This window comes from Bradyrhizobium sp. 137 (assembly GCF_023074095.1).
GTDB lineage: Bacteria > Pseudomonadota > Alphaproteobacteria > Rhizobiales > Xanthobacteraceae > Bradyrhizobium.
Genome location: NZ_JADPKU010000066.1, coordinates 1 through 15,481 on the forward strand (window position 1 = coordinate 1; position 15,481 = coordinate 15,481).

The following is a 15,481-nucleotide window of genomic DNA, read 5'->3' on the forward strand; positions in this document are numbered from 1 at the left end:
CTACCGAGCTCGCTTGGCTGCTCGCCGCCCATCTAAGGCTCCTAATTCGCCGTCTAGCCAGACCTTGATAGCGTCCACGCGCTTTTTGAGTCAGGCTCTCAGGAGGCTCACGCAAATCGAGTTGCCGCCGCGCGGCCTTCCAAGCCACGTCATTTTCCGTCTTTGAAATGTTCAGCATGCGTACCAATATCTCAAAGTGCTTGCGAAAGCGGGCAATCGCGGTTGTGCTGACCGTGGTATTGGCGGACTTCTCCAGCAGCACCGGGTCGATAAACAGCGGTATGTCAACGTCTAGGAAAGGATCGATTAGCCCGGCAGCCGATAGAGCTTGTGAGGGAATGCCGAAATAGACTGAAAAAAGTATCGGGTTCTGGACGCGAGCCATAATTGACTGTAACTCGCGTGCAGATTGAACAAAGACGTCGATGCCAAATTGGTGTGGATAAGCCGCCAACCGGCGTATGGTCGGGCTGCTACCGCGAGCCGTGGCTCTATCGCGCCTGCATCCGAGCGAGCGGACGCCCAGCGGACTGTTCGGATGATACCAACGCGTATCCCTAAGGTGCGCGACATTCCCGGTTCCTCGTCCGAATGGAACAGCCGCGTCGCGATCAGATATCGGAACGAAAGCACCTGACAGGTTTTAGAAACACATGAGACCGCCGCTCGCCGGTACTAACACGGCGCATGTCGCGGGATAGCCAAAGGTCGCTGTGAGCGACCCGCTGTCCTGAATACAAGCGCTCGCGCAGATAGCCAAAAGCGGCGGTCTCCGGTTCTTTTAGTAGGGCAGCCGTGCTCGCGGGCGGAGAAGCTGCGAAAGGGGCAGGCAGGAGGTTTTGTTGTGCCCCGCCGCATTGACATAGACCACAAACACAGCCGAGCCATAGCTAAAGAAATTGCCGAGAAATTGCGCGCAGCGCTAAAGCCTGAGCGCGCAGCGCTAAAGCCTGAGCCGGACCCACCGGAGAGGCTTAAAAAGCAAATCGACCGGCTCCGGAACTTAGAGGAGCGCTCACCGTCAATCGTTCCCGGGGTAGAGCATAGGAAAAAACCTCGTCGTTGAGCCGCAGATGGCTCGCCGAACATGGACGAGCAATGCCATCGGTGAAACGCCGTGCATCAAGAATTTTGAGTGAGTACGGTGAGGCGCAGTCCGAATTGATCGGCAAAGCTGTCGTGCTCACCGATGGAAAGGCAGGCACGGTGAAAATGTTTGGCTGGATGAATTGCACGGGCTTCGGATTTCGATCAAAGGCCATGACGGAAGATGGCCGGTCTCAACCATCAAGCTTGTGGAGGGCTAGAGACCTCAGATGGGCTCCGAGCCTTGCATCCGGCTATTCGTTGAATGCTTGCAGCGCCGCTTCTAATTCTGCGAGGATGTCGTGTAGGAGACCGAGTGCGAGTGGATCGGTGACGTCGTGCTCATCATACGGTACCGCATGATCTGATCTTGAAGCTCTTGCTGCTCTTCGTCGGCGTCCATAATCCGCTCCGCAATTGAGCAAGAGCCGAAGGGGGCCGACCCGATTAGGCGAAGAAAGTCGTGGGCGTTTGTCACGCAGGCTAGACGCCCTCAAGCGTGATCAGCATATCGAGATCACTCGTGCTCTCTTTGCGTAGCTTTATGAGCGGCTGATACTCAGGCGAGTTGTACCAAGCATCGAGCGATTGCTTGTCCGGGAATTCGATGATGACAACTCGATCCGGCTCCCAATGGCCGCCTTCGGGAAATTGATGTGCGCCGCCCTTTGTCAGATACCGTCCGCCATATTTTTCGATCATTGGCCCGACCTTGACCCGGTACTCCTCAAACACGGCGGGCTCGGTGATGACGTGCTCAGCGATCAAGTAAGCCTTCGGCATGGCCGCTCTCCGGCATGGTCTTCGGTCAGAAGCCTATCACGGATCGCGGAGAGCCGTGATTTCCGCTGCACGACCATTCAGAACATCCCGATCAAGATAGAAAGGCCGATCTCGACCATGAAGGTCACGGCCATGATTGCGATCGTGAGAAACACATCGCCCACCGGGAGAGGGGTCATTGGCGCGCCTCGCGCGTTGCGAAGCCCCCGAAGCCCAATAGCCAACCTCCCGTCGGTGAGAAATGTTTCGGTTCCAAGCGCGCGCGGGATGCCTAACGCATTTCAAGTTCCTTGATCGCCAAAGCCGCAATTTCTGCCGGATCACGGATGTCGGTTTGCGCAATCTCGATGATCTTCCTAGCGACGGCTTCCGCAAGGGGATCATTGTCGCCGCGATCCTCGATGCAGATGAGATAGAGCGCCTGCTCGTAAGCTGCCGTAACGCGGCTGACGATTTCCGGCTTTAAATCGGCGGTTTGTAATCGCAGGTAGGTAGACATTTCTTGCCTCCCAATCCCACGCGGGAGAGCATGATAGCATGGGAACCGGGTTGGCGATCGTAGAACTTCTGCTCGGAGCAGCGGGATCAAGGTGGGCATGTCGCACGTTACTAGGACGGCGGCAGGACACCCGTGCACGGCAACGAGGCGGTGCACGTTAAGAACAACGGTGGCAGCCATGGCAGTTACCCCTCAACTGCGCCCGTGGTCCAATCCGCCCGGTTTAGGTCATCCGGAGCATCGCCGGGCGATCTGCAACGAGATCGGTGAGCAACTTCGAAGCACCCTCACGGACAATCTCACCCCGCTACCACCGCGACTAGAAGGAATGGTGGAGCGGCTGACCGAATTGGACAATGAGGCAACGTCGGCCGCGCCGGATAGCGAGGACGATGCACCGTCCCGGCCACTCTGGAAGCTTGTGTCGGCGCTTTGGCGGGTCCTCCGAAACGGGCGTTGAGGGCCGGGACGCGCGACAGCCCGCTCTCCGCATATCTGGCGGCGACCTTTTCCGATTTTGGTGCATCCGGTACTCTCGCGAATTCAACGGGATAGGGCCGATGACCGAGCTAGAACGGGCATGGCGGGAGTGGCGGGCGCTTTCTCGGCGGGATCGGGCCGTATTCCTCGCGCTGTTGCGACAGGACTACGCCAGACAGCGCGCGGCAGCGCTGCGGCGACGCGGCTGCGCGCATGGCCTCACGGTATCGCGGCTCGCAGACTTGGCTCTGAGCGAGGCGGACCTCAACGGCACCGGCCATAAACCGCCGCCCATGCGTTCTAACGGCGAGGGCTACTCCGGGCCGACCCATTTGCGTAAATCGCGGTAAACGGCCTGCAGGTGATTTACCGGGACGGATGGCAAGTAGCCCCGTTACGGACAGGAGGTCGGCCTTTTCCGACCTCGCTGATCAGCTCGCCCTTAGACTGTTAATCAGATGCGAGTGCCCGCAATCGGGACTGCGAAAGAGACGAGCCGCGAGCGTGGCCTGCGGCACGCGCCGATGGTTCTCGTCGAGTACGCCAATCGCACCTGCAATCCGTCTTACGAAAAAACGAGCCTTAAGCCTTCAGGTCCGTGATCCTCATAATTGCGACCACATTCCCATCATTGAACGCCTGCTCTTTTGTATCCTTGTTGCAGGTCCACACGAAGTTCTTCTTGGCTGTAAAGGTCTTTCCGTCCTGATCAAGCCGAAGCTCCCCTTCGGTGATATGGCAGATCATGGCATTCATCATCGGCGGCCCCATGGTCTTCGATCCCGGCTGCATGATGATGTCGCGCATCGAGACGATCTTAAAGCCAGGGATGAGGGACGGTGTCTCGCCATTATAAGCGCGCACTACGACACCCGGCCACGGTGTCTCGTCTTTGTAGCCCGTGGTCTGAGCGGCGGCTGGCTTTATCATGGCCGCCGAAGCCGCTGCCAACCCGATACCCAACGCTGACCTTCTATCGATCTTGTTCATCGCTTTCTCCTGAGATTACAGCAACGAGCCGCCACAGAAGCGGCGCGCGCATTTCGTGGAATGTGAATTGTCGTGCGAACAGCAAAAAAAGCGTCGGTTTCTTAAGAGAGCGTGCCTGCCGATGACATCAATACCGCTCGTTCGCCCGGACGGCGATTTCGGCTGTCCCGTCTTATTCAAGGGCAACTAAATTATACGCCACCCGACGCGCCTTAGAAACAGCGTCGAAAATGCACAATGTCTCAAATTGGTTAGAGCCCAGGGACCGTAGACTGGATCGGGCTCGGCAGCTTCACTCCGACGACGGATATAGCAAGTCAGCGTAACTGACCGGGTCCCGCGCGGCTCATGCTCTTGCTAGATGATCCTGCACTCGACACCGTACGCGGCGGACAAGGAGCAACCGCCCACCCGCCGCGCCGAACGCGCCGCCTGCCCATGCGCAAAACCGGCGGCGCATCTCAGAACCTACGAGCCAATATGACGAACGATGCCAGCCTCGCCCGCATCTGCGCGCGGCTCCGGCGGCGGCGCGGCGGCCCACTCGATCTGCAAGATCGCGCGCGCGTCGCAATCGTCCCGGTAATCGGCCGGTAGACCCTGCTGCTTCGCGATCTCGATCAGCGCGCACTCCTCGCGCTCGACGAAAAGCAGGTCCGCGAGAATTTGCGTGATCCGCTCTCGCCGCTCCTCGTCACCGAGCGCCGCCTCATCGTCGGCACATTCGTCGATCTCGACGGATAGACGATCGATCAGTTGATCCTTGAACAACCACGCAATGAGCGCCTTAGGATCGATAAGCCGCCCGAACGCAACAGCGCCAGGAGCGACGTTGTGCACTTCGAACTGCCAGTTTGCGAGCGGCCACTCGATCGGCTCGCCATGCTCGATGCTGCTAGCCGCATCCGGCCGCCCTTGCTCGGCCAATGCTTCGACTTGAGCGACCATGGCAGCCTTGCGAACCGCGCTCGGACGGGGCGCGCAGCGTGCGCGGGCCTCATCGGCCCGCAGTTCGCGAGCGCGAGCGCGACGGCGCTCGATGGCATCGATCAGGTCGCCTTTGAACGACGGACGCTCGATCTCGATCATCCTGCCAACGGTCCCTGCTGGACGCGCCGTGATCATCTGCTCGATGTTGCGCAGCAGGGTGCCGAGCCGCTGGCTTTCGGTACCCCGCGCCTCCTTCGTGGCTAGCAAGCGGGCAAGGTCGCTGCGCTTCTGATCAAGCTTTGCCTGTTCGGTCGTGACCCGCATGTCATCGCTGCCGAGACCGAAGCCACCCCGTCCGCGCGGCTCCATCAATTCCGCAATGCGGGCCTCGTGCTTGAAGATTTCCGCGCGCAACATCTGCTCGTCCTCGAAAGCCGACCTGTACAGCGTGGTCACATCTGCGCGGCGGCGTTGCAGGTCCGCAACTTTCTCGCGGGCTTCCGCCGGAAGCACTTCCAGCGGATCACCGGCATTGATCACCATCATGCCGGTAGTGGGCCGGAGACAATGCTGCTGCTGGCGTCACCTGCCGGAAAGCTCGCCGCCTCGTTCCTAATCGGCGGCCGATCGCCGCCGAAGCCGAAATCCTGAAACCGATTGCGCGTCATGGCGTGCCTCGCTGAGAATTGTGAGCGGATCACACCACGTCTCGTTTGCAGCGAAATCAGTTAGCTCGCTGCAATGAGGCCAAAGCGGCATTTCTCCGACTAGGGCGCACGAGCCGATCAGCACGCGCAGAATGTGCGCTGTGGTGAGGGCCCGCCATATGTTGCGGTGACATCGGCGCTTCGAACACGATCAGCCGAATGTCGGCATAGATCTCCTCCAACTTATTTGGGCGAGGAGATCGGGCCTATCATTACTAGCTCTAGTAAAGATAAATCTGCATCTCCGTCGTCTAACGCCGCGCGCGATCGTAAGGTCAAGGTGGCGGAAGGCCTGAGCGAGCCGCAGTGCTAGCCGCGCCAAGCCAAGATATCGTTGATCGTCCGCACCGCCGGGACGTGGCCGCCACGCATTTTCAGGATTTGCCAGATTAGGCGGCGGCGATCGTCGCGGTGACGACATACGAGATCGGCCCGCGTCCTCGTCCACGTCGTCGAGGCATAGCGCGCAAGCTCGTCGTGGATGCGCATGGATTGTTGATGGCGGCAAAGACCGGGATAGCACCTTGCCGCCAACTCGCGGACCAACCGGTCGCGCTCAGCAAGCGCGGCCAAGGTTTCCGGCGTCCGCTGACCCGGCCGGGTCCGCAGCGCGTCCCGCAAGGCGGCCAACTCGTTTGCCGAGAGCGCGGCGAGATCGATCCGGACGGGCGCGGTCATGGCGTTCGCGAACCTCGATGCGACTAAGGTTCGTAAAGCTCGGGAACAGCGAAACAGCGACGACGCAAGGCCAATGTGCTCATGAACCGCCCCCTACCACCGCGCGATCTTTCGAGGAGTGTGAGTGCGAAACCATCTGCGACATAGAACGGGCCATTGCTTGCTCCTCTTATTTGTGGCGCGACAGTGTTGAACGAATTCATCCGCTAAAGCGTGAGTTTGGTCGTGTGAGAGGCCGAGACGCTGCGCGCAAGGCATCAATTCGGCGGTTCTTTCCTCGATACTTGTGCTCGCCAACCACTGATCGATTGTCGTCGCTCTTTCTTCCTTCCCTTCTTCAAAACCAATGCCGCGAAGCGGCCGCCGAGCGAAGCGAGGCGGAATAATAGGTGTTGAATTAGGTGTTCTATTAAGGTGTTTGTCAGCCACCGGTGGCGGAACGCGATCGGCCACCGGTGGCAGATCGCAATGCTCGATTTGGCTAATCGCATCCGGCTGATCATGCTTCCGTTCCGCCACAGGTGGCGGATCACCGCGATGGTTCCGTTCCGCCACGGATGGGTGCGGCTCTTGGCATCGGCACTCCGCTGCGATTTGAGGCGAGCTAGTCGGTCGTTCATCGCCACTATGTGATCGCTGAGCACGCGGTAGACATTCGCGCCACCCGTTCGTCTCCAATCGATCCAGCCATGTTTCCGAAGCGGTCCACGTCCCCTAGCGATCCCGCGCTCGGGAATGGCAGTCTCATCGCTGATCGCTCGATCGGAAAGGATCGCCTCGCCGGAGTGCTGATTGATGTGGCTAAGAATGCAGTTACCTATCACTTTGGCACGTGCATTGAGACGAGGATCAGCAGCCAGGGCCCTGATCCAACGAACTTGAAACTCGCGAAAGACCTGCGGGCAGTTTCGCTGTGACGGGCTTGCGCACCGTCGAGGCGCGCGATAGCCTTGCCGATGTCGGCCATTTTCGATCTCCATCGATGGTTGGCGAATTGCAGAAAGTACCCGCGCGCGGTGGCGGACCGTGGCGCGGGTTTTCTTTTGGGTGGTGCGTGCGAGGCTGGCGGAGACAGCGACGATCGGACAGGAACGAGCGTCGGCGGCACTGATCTTGCCAACGTCTCCGGCCACACCTTTGCACTGTCGATTGCAACGACTGCGTTGCTCACGGCGCGCGCCCCGCTATTGGACGGGCAGGCTGCCTGCCATCGCGCTCACAGTGGTCGTGCACCGGAGCGGCAGATCATTCAACGAGGCGAGATCGGCCTTGCTGAGGCCCCTGCATGTTATGTTGACATCAAAGTCATTCGTCGCGGCCGCTGATTTTGCCATAGGACTTTCCCTAGCGTTCGGCACGGCCCGGCGAATAGGGGAATGATCGCCGGGCCGCGCGTGGTGGCAACGGGAAGCCGATCAGGCATGACCGCGCGGGGTCGTGAACAGCATGCGATGATGTGGGCACGACGGCGAACCTCTCATGATGAGCATGCAGCTATCGCATAAAGGTGGCTCAGATTTTTGCGCGTGTCATGCATAAACTGCGCTCTGTGTCGGCCGATTGCGTAAATCGAAGCTTACAATGCTTCGTCCTGCGGCACCGCTGTTGCCTCTCGCTGCAAATTTCCTCACTATCGGCTTTTATTTGAGCGGACATATTGACTGAGCTGGCAAAGCAGATTGAGAATTCATCCATCAACGGGCGTTCGAAAATTGCGACAGCGCCCGTGCCACGGCGTCACTGCTCGCAGCTTCGTCTCAGCGGGCGGCACCACCCGACCGTAGACATTGGCGATGGACCCCGGATCACTTCCGGGGAGGTTGATGGCTGTCATGATAAGTACAGAGTTGGCGAACCGCGTTTGCGTGACATGCAATCAGGAAAAGCCAGAGACTGAGTACTCTTTGCTGGCCCGCGACAACGAGCGACACGGCATGCAGATCTGCGCCGAATGCCACGCTCTGGGTGAGGCCGAGACGAGGAACAAGGCACCTGATAACTGGCCCCGACCTCGACGCATGCTGAACGAAAAGCAGGTTCTTGAGATCGTTCCGGTCGGGCGCTCGACGTTGTGGCGAATGGAAAAGGCAGGTCGGTTTCCGAGATCGACCTATATCTCGCCGAACCGTCGGATTTGGTTCGAGGACGAGATCATCGCTTGGCAGACGGCGATAGCCGAGTGCGATCCGCATTTCGATCCCGCGCGTGGTCGTGGCAAAGGTCGGCGCAAGGTCCGCCAGCAAGCGGCGGTGCAGCGATGACCGGCGAGTATTTTCAAACAAGTACGAGAAAAGGTCGCGGCCGGGCGAAGCGCTCGCACGACATGATCAAGGCGATGTACAAAATCGTCGAAGACGCCCGGCCGATCACCGGACGTGGTGTCGGCTACAAGTTGTTCTCGCTGGGCTTGATCCCGTCCATGAGCAAGATGCAAGGCGTCTACCGCCTGCTGAAAGAGGCCCGCGAAGAAGGGACGATCCCATGGGAATGGATCGTTGATGAGACCCGCGAGCTTGAACGCGTGCCGACATGGGATGATGTCGCGGAATATATGCGGGTCACTGCGCGCGACTACCGGCGTGACTTCTGGCAGCAGCAGCCCGAACGCGTCGAGGTGTGGTCGGAGAAGGGTACGGTGCGCGGGGTGTTGCAGCCTGTCCTCGATGCCTATGGGGTCGGCTTCCGGGTCATGTGGCTTCGGCAGCGCCACCGTCATCAACGACATCTCGGAACGCGATAATGAGGACCATCCGGTGACAATCCTCTACATCGGCGATTACGACCCGAGCGGAATGTGGATGTCAGAGCGCGACCTTCCCGAGCGGATCGAGCGCTACGGCGGACACTACATCTCGATTGAGCGGATCGCGCTACTCCGCGACGATTGCGATGCACTCGGCAGCCGTCCTGCCTTCAATGTGGAAGAGAAGAGACTGGACCCGCGCGCCAAATGGTTTCGCAAGACCTACGGACAACTGTGCTGGGAACTGGACGCGATGGACCCAAATGATCTGCGCTCACGCGTGGAGGAAGAGATTAAGACGCATATCGAGCCCGTCGCATGGGAGCGCTGCCGCATCGTGTTTGAAGCCGAGTGTAAGTCTATGCGCGACTTTCTGGACAAGTGGCCGCACGCTGAGAACAAATAGCTGGCCAGCCACGACCATGATCACGCCCCGGCACCATCCGGGGCGTTTCATTTGAGTGTCGGCGAGTTTCAACCCCCGTTGCCCTCATGATCTAGGGCCTATTGGGGCCCGGTTGACAAAAACCCCGAAAATCTCGAGAAAAAGACCCTTGCAGCCAGGACCACACGGTTTTGCCGTACGCGCGGCTCGCCTGCGCCGCAGGGTTCGACGGCGTTGTGCACCTTGCCATCGAGATGCTGGCGCGACGAACCTGACAGCGCCGTCCGTCTGCGCGAAGCTTAAGGGCTCACGGAGAGCAATCCGCCCTGCCCCTGGCCTCTCGCGCCCGACGCTGCCGCGTCCACCGCAAGCCCGGCTCCGCGATCATCACGACACATGATCGCCCCTCTCGGATGAGCCGGGATGGCCGACACATACGTCATTTCCGAATTTCGGTAAAGGAGAATATTTTTCCGCTTAGGGCTTGACACCGACACATGTGGAAACGGTCGGGTGTTTTGCCTGACGGACCCGCGCCGGCCTGGCTAGTCTGTTTACATCCATCCACATTTCACCACCTGGGGCGCCTAGTCCCACCTTGCCCAGCCGGTGCGCGGGGCCATGGGCGCCTCTCCCCCGCCGGGGCCCGCTTGCATTTTTCACGAGCAGCCTGCGACAATTCGTGCACCGCTCGGACATAATGGCGCGGCAATCCTGGGGCTTGTCGGCCGCCCGCCCATGCTCCCCCGGAGTTCCCATGCTTTCTGCCGACCGGCCGGCAACACGCCTTGCGACCCGACTCGCCTTCCTCGTCGCGGGCTTCGGCATTGCGTGCTGGGCACCGCTGGTGCCGTTCGCGAAGACGCGCCTCGGCGTCGACGACGGCATGCTCGGATTGCTGCTGCTCAGCCTCGGCATCGGCTCGGTCCTCGCCATGCTTCTGACCGGCGTGCTGAGTGCGCGCTACGGCAGCAGACCGACCATCATCGCGGGCGGGCTCGGTCTCGCCCTGGTGCTGCCGCTGCTTGTGATTGCGAGCTCGCCCGGAGCGCTGGCGCTGGCGCTCTTTGCGTTCGGGGCCGCGCTCGGCTCGATCGACGTCGCCATGAACATCCATGCGGTGGAGGTGGAGCGCGCCGCAGCACGTCCGCTGATGTCCGGCTTCCACGCGCTGTTCAGCATCGGCGGTTTCGCCGGCTCTGCGCTGATGACGGCACTGCTCTCGCTGCAATTCGGCGCGCTCACCTGCGCGCTGGTCTGCTCTATCCTGATGCTGATCGCGATGTTGGTGAGCTGGCCGCGCCTGCTCCGCTCAGCGCAGGTGCAGGAGGGCCCTCTGTTCGTGCTGCCGCACGGATCGGTGCTCCTGCTCGCGCTGCTTGGCGCCATCACCTTCCTCGTCGAAGGCGCGATGCTCGATTGGGGAGCTCTGCTCGTCATCGGCGCGGGTCTCGTCTCGGAGGCGCAAGGCGGCGCCGGCTATATGGTGTTCTCCATCGCGATGACCGTGGGGCGGCTCGGCGGCGACGCCGTCGTCGCACGCATCGGAGACCGCGCCACGCTGTTGTGGGGAAGCCTCATCGCCATCGCGGGCTTCGTGGTCCTGCTCACGGCTCCGGTAGCGGCGGTTGCCATAGCCGGCTTCCTGCTCATCGGCCTCGGCGCATCGAATCTGGTGCCGGTGCTGTTCCGCGGGGCGGCCAAGCAGAAAGCCATGCCCACGGGCCTCGCCGTCGCGGCGATCACGACCGCCGGCTATGCCGGCGTCCTCATCGGTCCCGCCGGCGTCGGCTTCGTTGCTCGCGCCAGTGGGCTGCCAACGGCGTTCTGGCTGCTCGCCGCGCTGATGGGTCTCGTCACGCTGTCGGCAGGCATCGTCACGAAGGAGCAGCACCGGACATCGCGCGCCAGGGCGTGAGCGGCCGATGCTGCACGAGCGGTCCCGGATTACGCTCGCGCTCCATCCGGGCTTCGACGAATACCCTACACCGGATCGAACGCCCGGATCGGCGGCAGATTGCCCGTGAACTTTTCCACCTCGACCGCTGTCAACTGCCCCGTGCAACCCTGCGCCAGGGACGAGGTGCCGATGTCGCGGGTGAGCACGTTCGGATTGCCGTGCACGCAGAGCGGCGCGTCGTCCTCGGGATCCATCGGGTCATACCACGCGCCGGTCGGCAGTTGCACCACGCCCGGCGCGATGCCGTCGGTGACGTGGACTGCGGCAAGGCAGGCGCCGCGGTCGTTGAACAGGCGGATGATATCGCCATCCCTGATGCCGCGCGCATCAGCGTCACGCGGATTCATGCGCGCGACCTCGCGGCCGCGATGTTTGGCGGCCAGCGAATGTCCGCCGAAATCGAGCTGGCTATGCAGGCGCGTCACCGGCTGATTGGCGACGAGGAAGCACGGCGCACCCGGCTTCGGTGTGTCGGTCTTCTCCAGCCAGACCGGATGACCGGGACAATCCGCATCACCATGGCCTGCGATCTTCGCCGAGAAGATCTCGATGCGGCCGCTCGGCGTCGGCAAGGCGTGACCTGTGGGATCCTCACGGAAGCGGCGCAGCCTGCCGCCGTCGTCGGGCTGCTGCGGCACGATCAGGCTGCCGCGTTGCCAAAATTCATCGAAGCTCGGCGCCTCCAGGCCACGCTTGGCCAGCGAGGCGCGGGTCGGCTCATACAGATGCTCGAGCCACTGCCGCGAGCTGCGGCCTTCAGTGAAAGGTTCGCGCGCACCGAGACGCTCGGCGAGATCGGCGAAGATCTCATAGTCGTCGCGCGAAAGGCCAAACGGCTCGGCGATCCGGTGCATGGCGACCATGAGGGGATCGTTGGTGGAATAGCCGATGTCCTCGCGCTCCAGCGTCATGGTCGCGGGCAGCACGATGTCGGCATGCCGGGCCGTCGCGGTCCAGCCGAGCTCGTGCACGACCAGCGTGTCGACTTGCGCAAACGCCTTGCGCAGACGGTTGATGTCCTGGTGGTGATGGAAGGGATTGCCGCCGGCCCAGTAGACGAGGCGAATGTCCGGATAGGTGCGCGTCTCGCCATTGTAGCGGTAGGTAGCGCCCGGGTGGAGCAGCATGTCCGCGATGCGCGCGACCGGAATGAAGTCGGCAACGCCGTTGCGGCCCTGCCCCAGCGTCGGTCCTGGCACGTCGTTGACGCGGCGGCCGTAATAGCCGATCGCACCTAACGAATAGGCATAGCCACCGCCGGACAGACCGATCTGGCCGAGCGCTGCCGCCAGCACCAGCCCCATCCACACTGGCTGCTCGCCATGTTCGGCGCGCTGCAGCGAATGCGATACGGTGATGAGTGCGCGCTTTCCGGCGAGCCGGCGCGCCAGCGCGCGGATATTGTCGGCGGCGACGCCGCAGATCGGGGCGGCCCATTCGGCGTGCTTCGCTTGCCCATCGCTCTCGCCGGTGAGATAGCGCAGGAAGACGGGCCACCCCTCCGTATAGCGATCGAGGAAAGCCTGATCGTGCAAGCCTTCGCTCACCAGCGTGTGGACGATGCCGAGCATCAGCGCGGTGTCGGTGCCCGGCACGCAGCTCAGCCATTCGGCGCCGGCTTCGACCGGAAGATCGTCGCGCAGCGGGCTGACCAGGACGAACTCGCAGCCGCGCCGGCGCGCCGCTGCCATGGCGCCGCGCTCGACATGCTTGCTGATCGAGCCGCCGGCGACCATGGAATTCTTCAGCGCCATGCCGCCGAAGGCCAGCACGATCTCGGTGTCAGAGGCGATCTGCTCCCAGGTGACGTTGCGCTTGGTGATATCCTCGTATCCGGCCAGGATCTGCGGCAGCAGCACCGAGGACGCGCCGGAAGAATAGGTGTTGACCGAGCGCACATAGCCGCCCATCGCGATGTTGAGGAAGCGATGCACCTGGCTCTGGGCGTGATGAAAGCGGCCCGCGCTCGACCAGCCATAGGAGCCGCCGAACACGGCGCCGGGACCGTGCGTGTTGCGGACGCGCTCCAGCTCGTCGCCGAGCAGATCGAGCGCCTTCTCCCAGCTCACGGAGACAAATTCGTCGCGGCCGCGGCGATCGTCCGGGCCGGGACCGCGCTCGAGCCAGCCGCGGCGGATCGCCGGCTGGGCGATGCGGGCCTGATGCCGCAGTGCGCCCGGGAAATTGTCGATGATGCCGTTCGGATCGGGATCCCCCGCATAGGCCCTCACCTCGAGTCCGGCCTTGCCTTGACGCGCGGAAAACACGCCCCAATGCGAAGTATGCGGCTTGAAGCCGTCGGACAGGTCGAGGCCGGGGTCGGGGAAGCCAATCGTGTCGTCCATTAGATCGTCCTTGTTCCGGTATGTGGTGACAGTATAGCGATCCGCATCCCGATGTCATCGAGATCCGGGCTGATGCAAACGCCGGGCTCCCGTGTGTGAAGGGCAAGGCATCGAGCGGAGCACGAGCGCGGTACGGGGCGCGTATTGGTCGTGAACATGTGCGATATGCGTCCCTCCCCTCAAGCCACAACGGTCTCATCATGATCAAGCGCGTCTCGCCTTACGAAGGTCTGCTCCACGAAGTGGTCGAGCACAATGCGTGCTTTACATCGGTGGAATCGTTCCCGAGGACACGAGCCTCGATATGTCGGGCCAGGCAAACGACGTCCTCCGGCAACTGGCGCAGCTGCTGAAGACCGTCGGATCCGATCTGACCAACATCTTGCAGGTGACCATTTACATGACCGACCTGAAGGAGAAGGCCGAGTTCAATGCGGCCTGGAAGGCGCACTTTGCAGAAGCTCATCTGCCGGCGCGGGCCGCAATTGGCGTCGCCGATCTCGGCCCGGGCGTCAAGCTCGAGATGACCGCCATCGCTGCGCGACAATAGTGGTGCAGGCCCAATCCGCTGTGCGGATTCGCGTCGCGGCCCGCGTAGCGGTCGCAATGCGCATCCGCTTCCCTCAGGGATTCTGCGCTCGAAGCACACTGATGTAGATCCCTTGCGTTAGAATGGCTGCGGGCGTTGGGGACCTGTGTTGTTTGACTGGGATGATCTCAAGTACCTGACGGCGATGGCCTGTCGCGGCCAGCACGCTCGCGCCCGCAGAATTTCATAACGGCTGCAATACGCTCGCTGCATCACATCTCCCAAGGCTCGGAGCTTTCTTTGGTTAGGTGGTGCCGGGCGCCGCAAACGCCGCCGGTGGCTAGGACCTGCGGCTCCAGCGTTTCGCCCGAACGGCGTGAAAGCGCGCGTTCGTCTGGGGCTTGATGAACAGGGCTGCGACGCTCGGATGATGCTTGCGGATTTCACTCTCGAGCGAGATCACGCATTGCTCGATATCGTCGGCGCGCTTCTCGTCGGCGAACTCGACGCTGAGGGCGGCGACGATCTCGTCAGGGGATAGTTGTACCGTCAGGAGCCCGTTGGCTTGTAGCACACCCGGCGAGCGCCGCGCGATCTCGAGGATCGATCGCGCAAGCTCAGGGTGCGCCGGCTCACCGATCAATAGACTCTTGCTCTCGCGGGCGAGCCCGACGGACGTGATTCCCAGGAGAATCCCGATCAGGATCGAGCCGACGCCGTCCCACACCGGTTGCGCCAGCCATACCGCCGCCGCCGTTGCCGCGGCCGCAATGACGATGCCGACCAGCGCCGCACTGTCCTCGAGCAGCACCATGAAGGCGGGCGGGTCCTTGCTGCGGACAAAGGCCTGATAGTAGCCAAACCGCGCCGCGTCCGAGCGGAAACGGCGCAGTGCGACCAGCCACGAGGCGCCCTCGAACAGGAACGACAGCCCGAGCACGATGAAACTGACGATGGGATCCTCGATCGGGTCAGGCGCGGCGACATGCAGGACACCCTGATAGAGCGAGACGCCCGAACCGAGCGCAAAGATCAGCAGGGCGACGATGAAGCTCCAGAAATACAATTCGCGCCCATAGCCGAGCGGATGGGATTCGTCCGCTGGACGGCTGGCACGACGGTAGCCATAGAGCAGCAGCATCTCATTGGAGGTATCGACCACCGAGTGCACGGCCTCGCTGGTCATCGCCGAGCTTCCCGTCCATATGGCGGCGCCGATCTTGGTGACCGCGACGAGCAAATTGCCGGCAAGCGCGGCATAGACGGCGGTCTTCGATGATGATGCAGCGGCCATGTTCACCAAGGCCCGTCCTCCTCTGCAGTCGGCGGCCCCGCCGGTTACGCAAAGGTCAGCGCTTTCGCCGGC

Annotated in this window: 17 protein-coding genes and 1 pseudogene; 8 read left to right on the plus strand and 10 right to left on the minus strand. The window is 62.0% G+C overall.

Annotated features, from left to right (window positions below):
- Positions 1-454, minus strand: a 454-nt coding sequence (locus tag IVA78_RS20535; RefSeq protein ID WP_247467371.1) for a hypothetical protein, incomplete at its 3' end; no start/stop codon positions are given.
- A gap of 644 nt (positions 455-1,098) precedes the next feature.
- Between IVA78_RS20535 and IVA78_RS20540 the strand changes: the two are divergent.
- Positions 1,099-1,307 (plus strand): annotated as a pseudogene (locus IVA78_RS20540) (PRC-barrel domain containing protein).
- A 262-nt stretch (positions 1,308-1,569) separates the two neighbouring features.
- Here the strand turns inward: IVA78_RS20540 and IVA78_RS20545 are convergent.
- On the minus strand, positions 1,570-1,869 hold the full coding sequence (locus IVA78_RS20545; protein WP_247460334.1) for a DUF1330 domain-containing protein: 300 nt from the start codon (positions 1,867-1,869) through the stop codon (positions 1,570-1,572).
- A gap of 271 nt (positions 1,870-2,140) precedes the next feature.
- Positions 2,141-2,368: a hypothetical protein gene (locus IVA78_RS20550; protein WP_247460336.1), complete on the minus strand. Its 228-nt coding sequence runs from the start codon at positions 2,366-2,368 to the stop codon at positions 2,141-2,143.
- 560 nt (positions 2,369-2,928) lie between these two features.
- On the opposite strand from IVA78_RS20550, the gene IVA78_RS20555 reads away from it, so the two are divergent.
- Positions 2,929-3,198 carry a hypothetical protein gene (locus IVA78_RS20555; RefSeq protein WP_247460338.1) on the plus strand — a complete coding sequence of 90 codons (270 nt, stop codon included), beginning with the start codon at positions 2,929-2,931 and terminating at the stop codon, positions 3,196-3,198.
- Between the two features lie 232 nt (positions 3,199-3,430).
- Here IVA78_RS20555 and IVA78_RS20560 read toward each other — a convergent pair whose 3' ends face one another.
- From IVA78_RS20560 to IVA78_RS20580, 5 genes are all read right to left on the minus strand, one after another.
- Positions 3,431-3,838 (minus strand): hypothetical protein, encoded by a 408-nt coding sequence (locus tag IVA78_RS20560; RefSeq protein ID WP_247460340.1) that lies wholly within the window; start codon positions 3,836-3,838, stop codon positions 3,431-3,433.
- A gap of 468 nt (positions 3,839-4,306) precedes the next feature.
- Positions 4,307-5,314 (minus strand): hypothetical protein, encoded by a 1,008-nt coding sequence (locus IVA78_RS20565; RefSeq protein ID WP_247467375.1) that lies wholly within the window; start codon positions 5,312-5,314, stop codon positions 4,307-4,309.
- A 470-nt stretch (positions 5,315-5,784) separates the two neighbouring features.
- The gene (locus IVA78_RS20570) at positions 5,785-6,153 is read right to left on the minus strand and encodes a hypothetical protein (protein ID WP_247460344.1); all 369 of its coding nucleotides are present in this window, start codon (positions 6,151-6,153) and stop codon (positions 5,785-5,787) included.
- A gap of 257 nt (positions 6,154-6,410) precedes the next feature.
- Positions 6,411-6,779 carry a hypothetical protein gene (locus IVA78_RS20575; RefSeq protein ID WP_247460346.1) on the minus strand — a complete coding sequence of 123 codons (369 nt, stop codon included), beginning with the start codon at positions 6,777-6,779 and terminating at the stop codon, positions 6,411-6,413.
- Positions 6,780-6,973: 194 nt separating this feature from the next.
- Entirely contained in the window at positions 6,974-7,120 is a 147-nt protein-coding gene (locus tag IVA78_RS20580; protein ID WP_247460348.1) for a hypothetical protein, read from the minus strand.
- Between IVA78_RS20580 and IVA78_RS20585 the strand changes: the two genes are divergently transcribed.
- The 5 genes from IVA78_RS20585 to IVA78_RS20605 all read left to right on the plus strand — a co-directional run bounded on the left by IVA78_RS20585 (position 7,110) and on the right by IVA78_RS20605 (position 11,199).
- Positions 7,110-7,478 (plus strand): hypothetical protein, encoded by a 369-nt coding sequence (locus IVA78_RS20585; protein WP_247460349.1) that lies wholly within the window; start codon positions 7,110-7,112, stop codon positions 7,476-7,478. The two genes, IVA78_RS20580 and IVA78_RS20585, sit on opposite strands and share 11 nt — an antisense overlap.
- Before the next feature lie 498 nt (positions 7,479-7,976).
- Positions 7,977-8,414, plus strand: a complete 438-nt coding sequence (locus IVA78_RS20590) for an AlpA family phage regulatory protein (protein WP_247460351.1) — start codon at positions 7,977-7,979, stop codon at positions 8,412-8,414.
- Positions 8,411-8,893, plus strand: coding sequence for a hypothetical protein (locus tag IVA78_RS20595; protein ID WP_247460353.1), 483 nt, complete (start codon positions 8,411-8,413; stop codon positions 8,891-8,893). Before IVA78_RS20590 ends, IVA78_RS20595 begins: the two co-directional genes overlap by 4 nt.
- Before the next feature lie 13 nt (positions 8,894-8,906).
- The gene (locus IVA78_RS20600) at positions 8,907-9,302 is read left to right on the plus strand and encodes a hypothetical protein (protein WP_247460355.1); all 396 of its coding nucleotides are present in this window, start codon (positions 8,907-8,909) and stop codon (positions 9,300-9,302) included.
- A 736-nt stretch (positions 9,303-10,038) separates the two neighbouring features.
- Positions 10,039-11,199, plus strand: coding sequence for an MFS transporter (locus IVA78_RS20605; protein ID WP_247460357.1), 1,161 nt, complete (start codon positions 10,039-10,041; stop codon positions 11,197-11,199).
- Between the two features lie 65 nt (positions 11,200-11,264).
- On the opposite strand, the gene IVA78_RS20610 is transcribed toward IVA78_RS20605, so the two are convergent.
- Positions 11,265-13,586, minus strand: a complete 2,322-nt coding sequence (locus IVA78_RS20610; protein WP_247460359.1) for a molybdopterin guanine dinucleotide-containing S/N-oxide reductase — start codon at positions 13,584-13,586, stop codon at positions 11,265-11,267.
- A gap of 304 nt (positions 13,587-13,890) precedes the next feature.
- On the opposite strand from IVA78_RS20610, the gene IVA78_RS20615 reads away from it, so the two are divergent.
- Positions 13,891-14,136, plus strand: coding sequence for a Rid family hydrolase (locus IVA78_RS20615; RefSeq protein ID WP_247460361.1), 246 nt, complete (start codon positions 13,891-13,893; stop codon positions 14,134-14,136).
- A 319-nt stretch (positions 14,137-14,455) separates the two neighbouring features.
- Here the strand turns inward: IVA78_RS20615 and IVA78_RS20620 are convergent, their stop codons facing one another.
- Positions 14,456-15,409 (minus strand): cation diffusion facilitator family transporter, encoded by a 954-nt coding sequence (locus IVA78_RS20620; RefSeq protein WP_247460451.1) that lies wholly within the window; start codon positions 15,407-15,409, stop codon positions 14,456-14,458.
- Between the last annotated feature and the right edge of the window lie 72 nt (positions 15,410-15,481).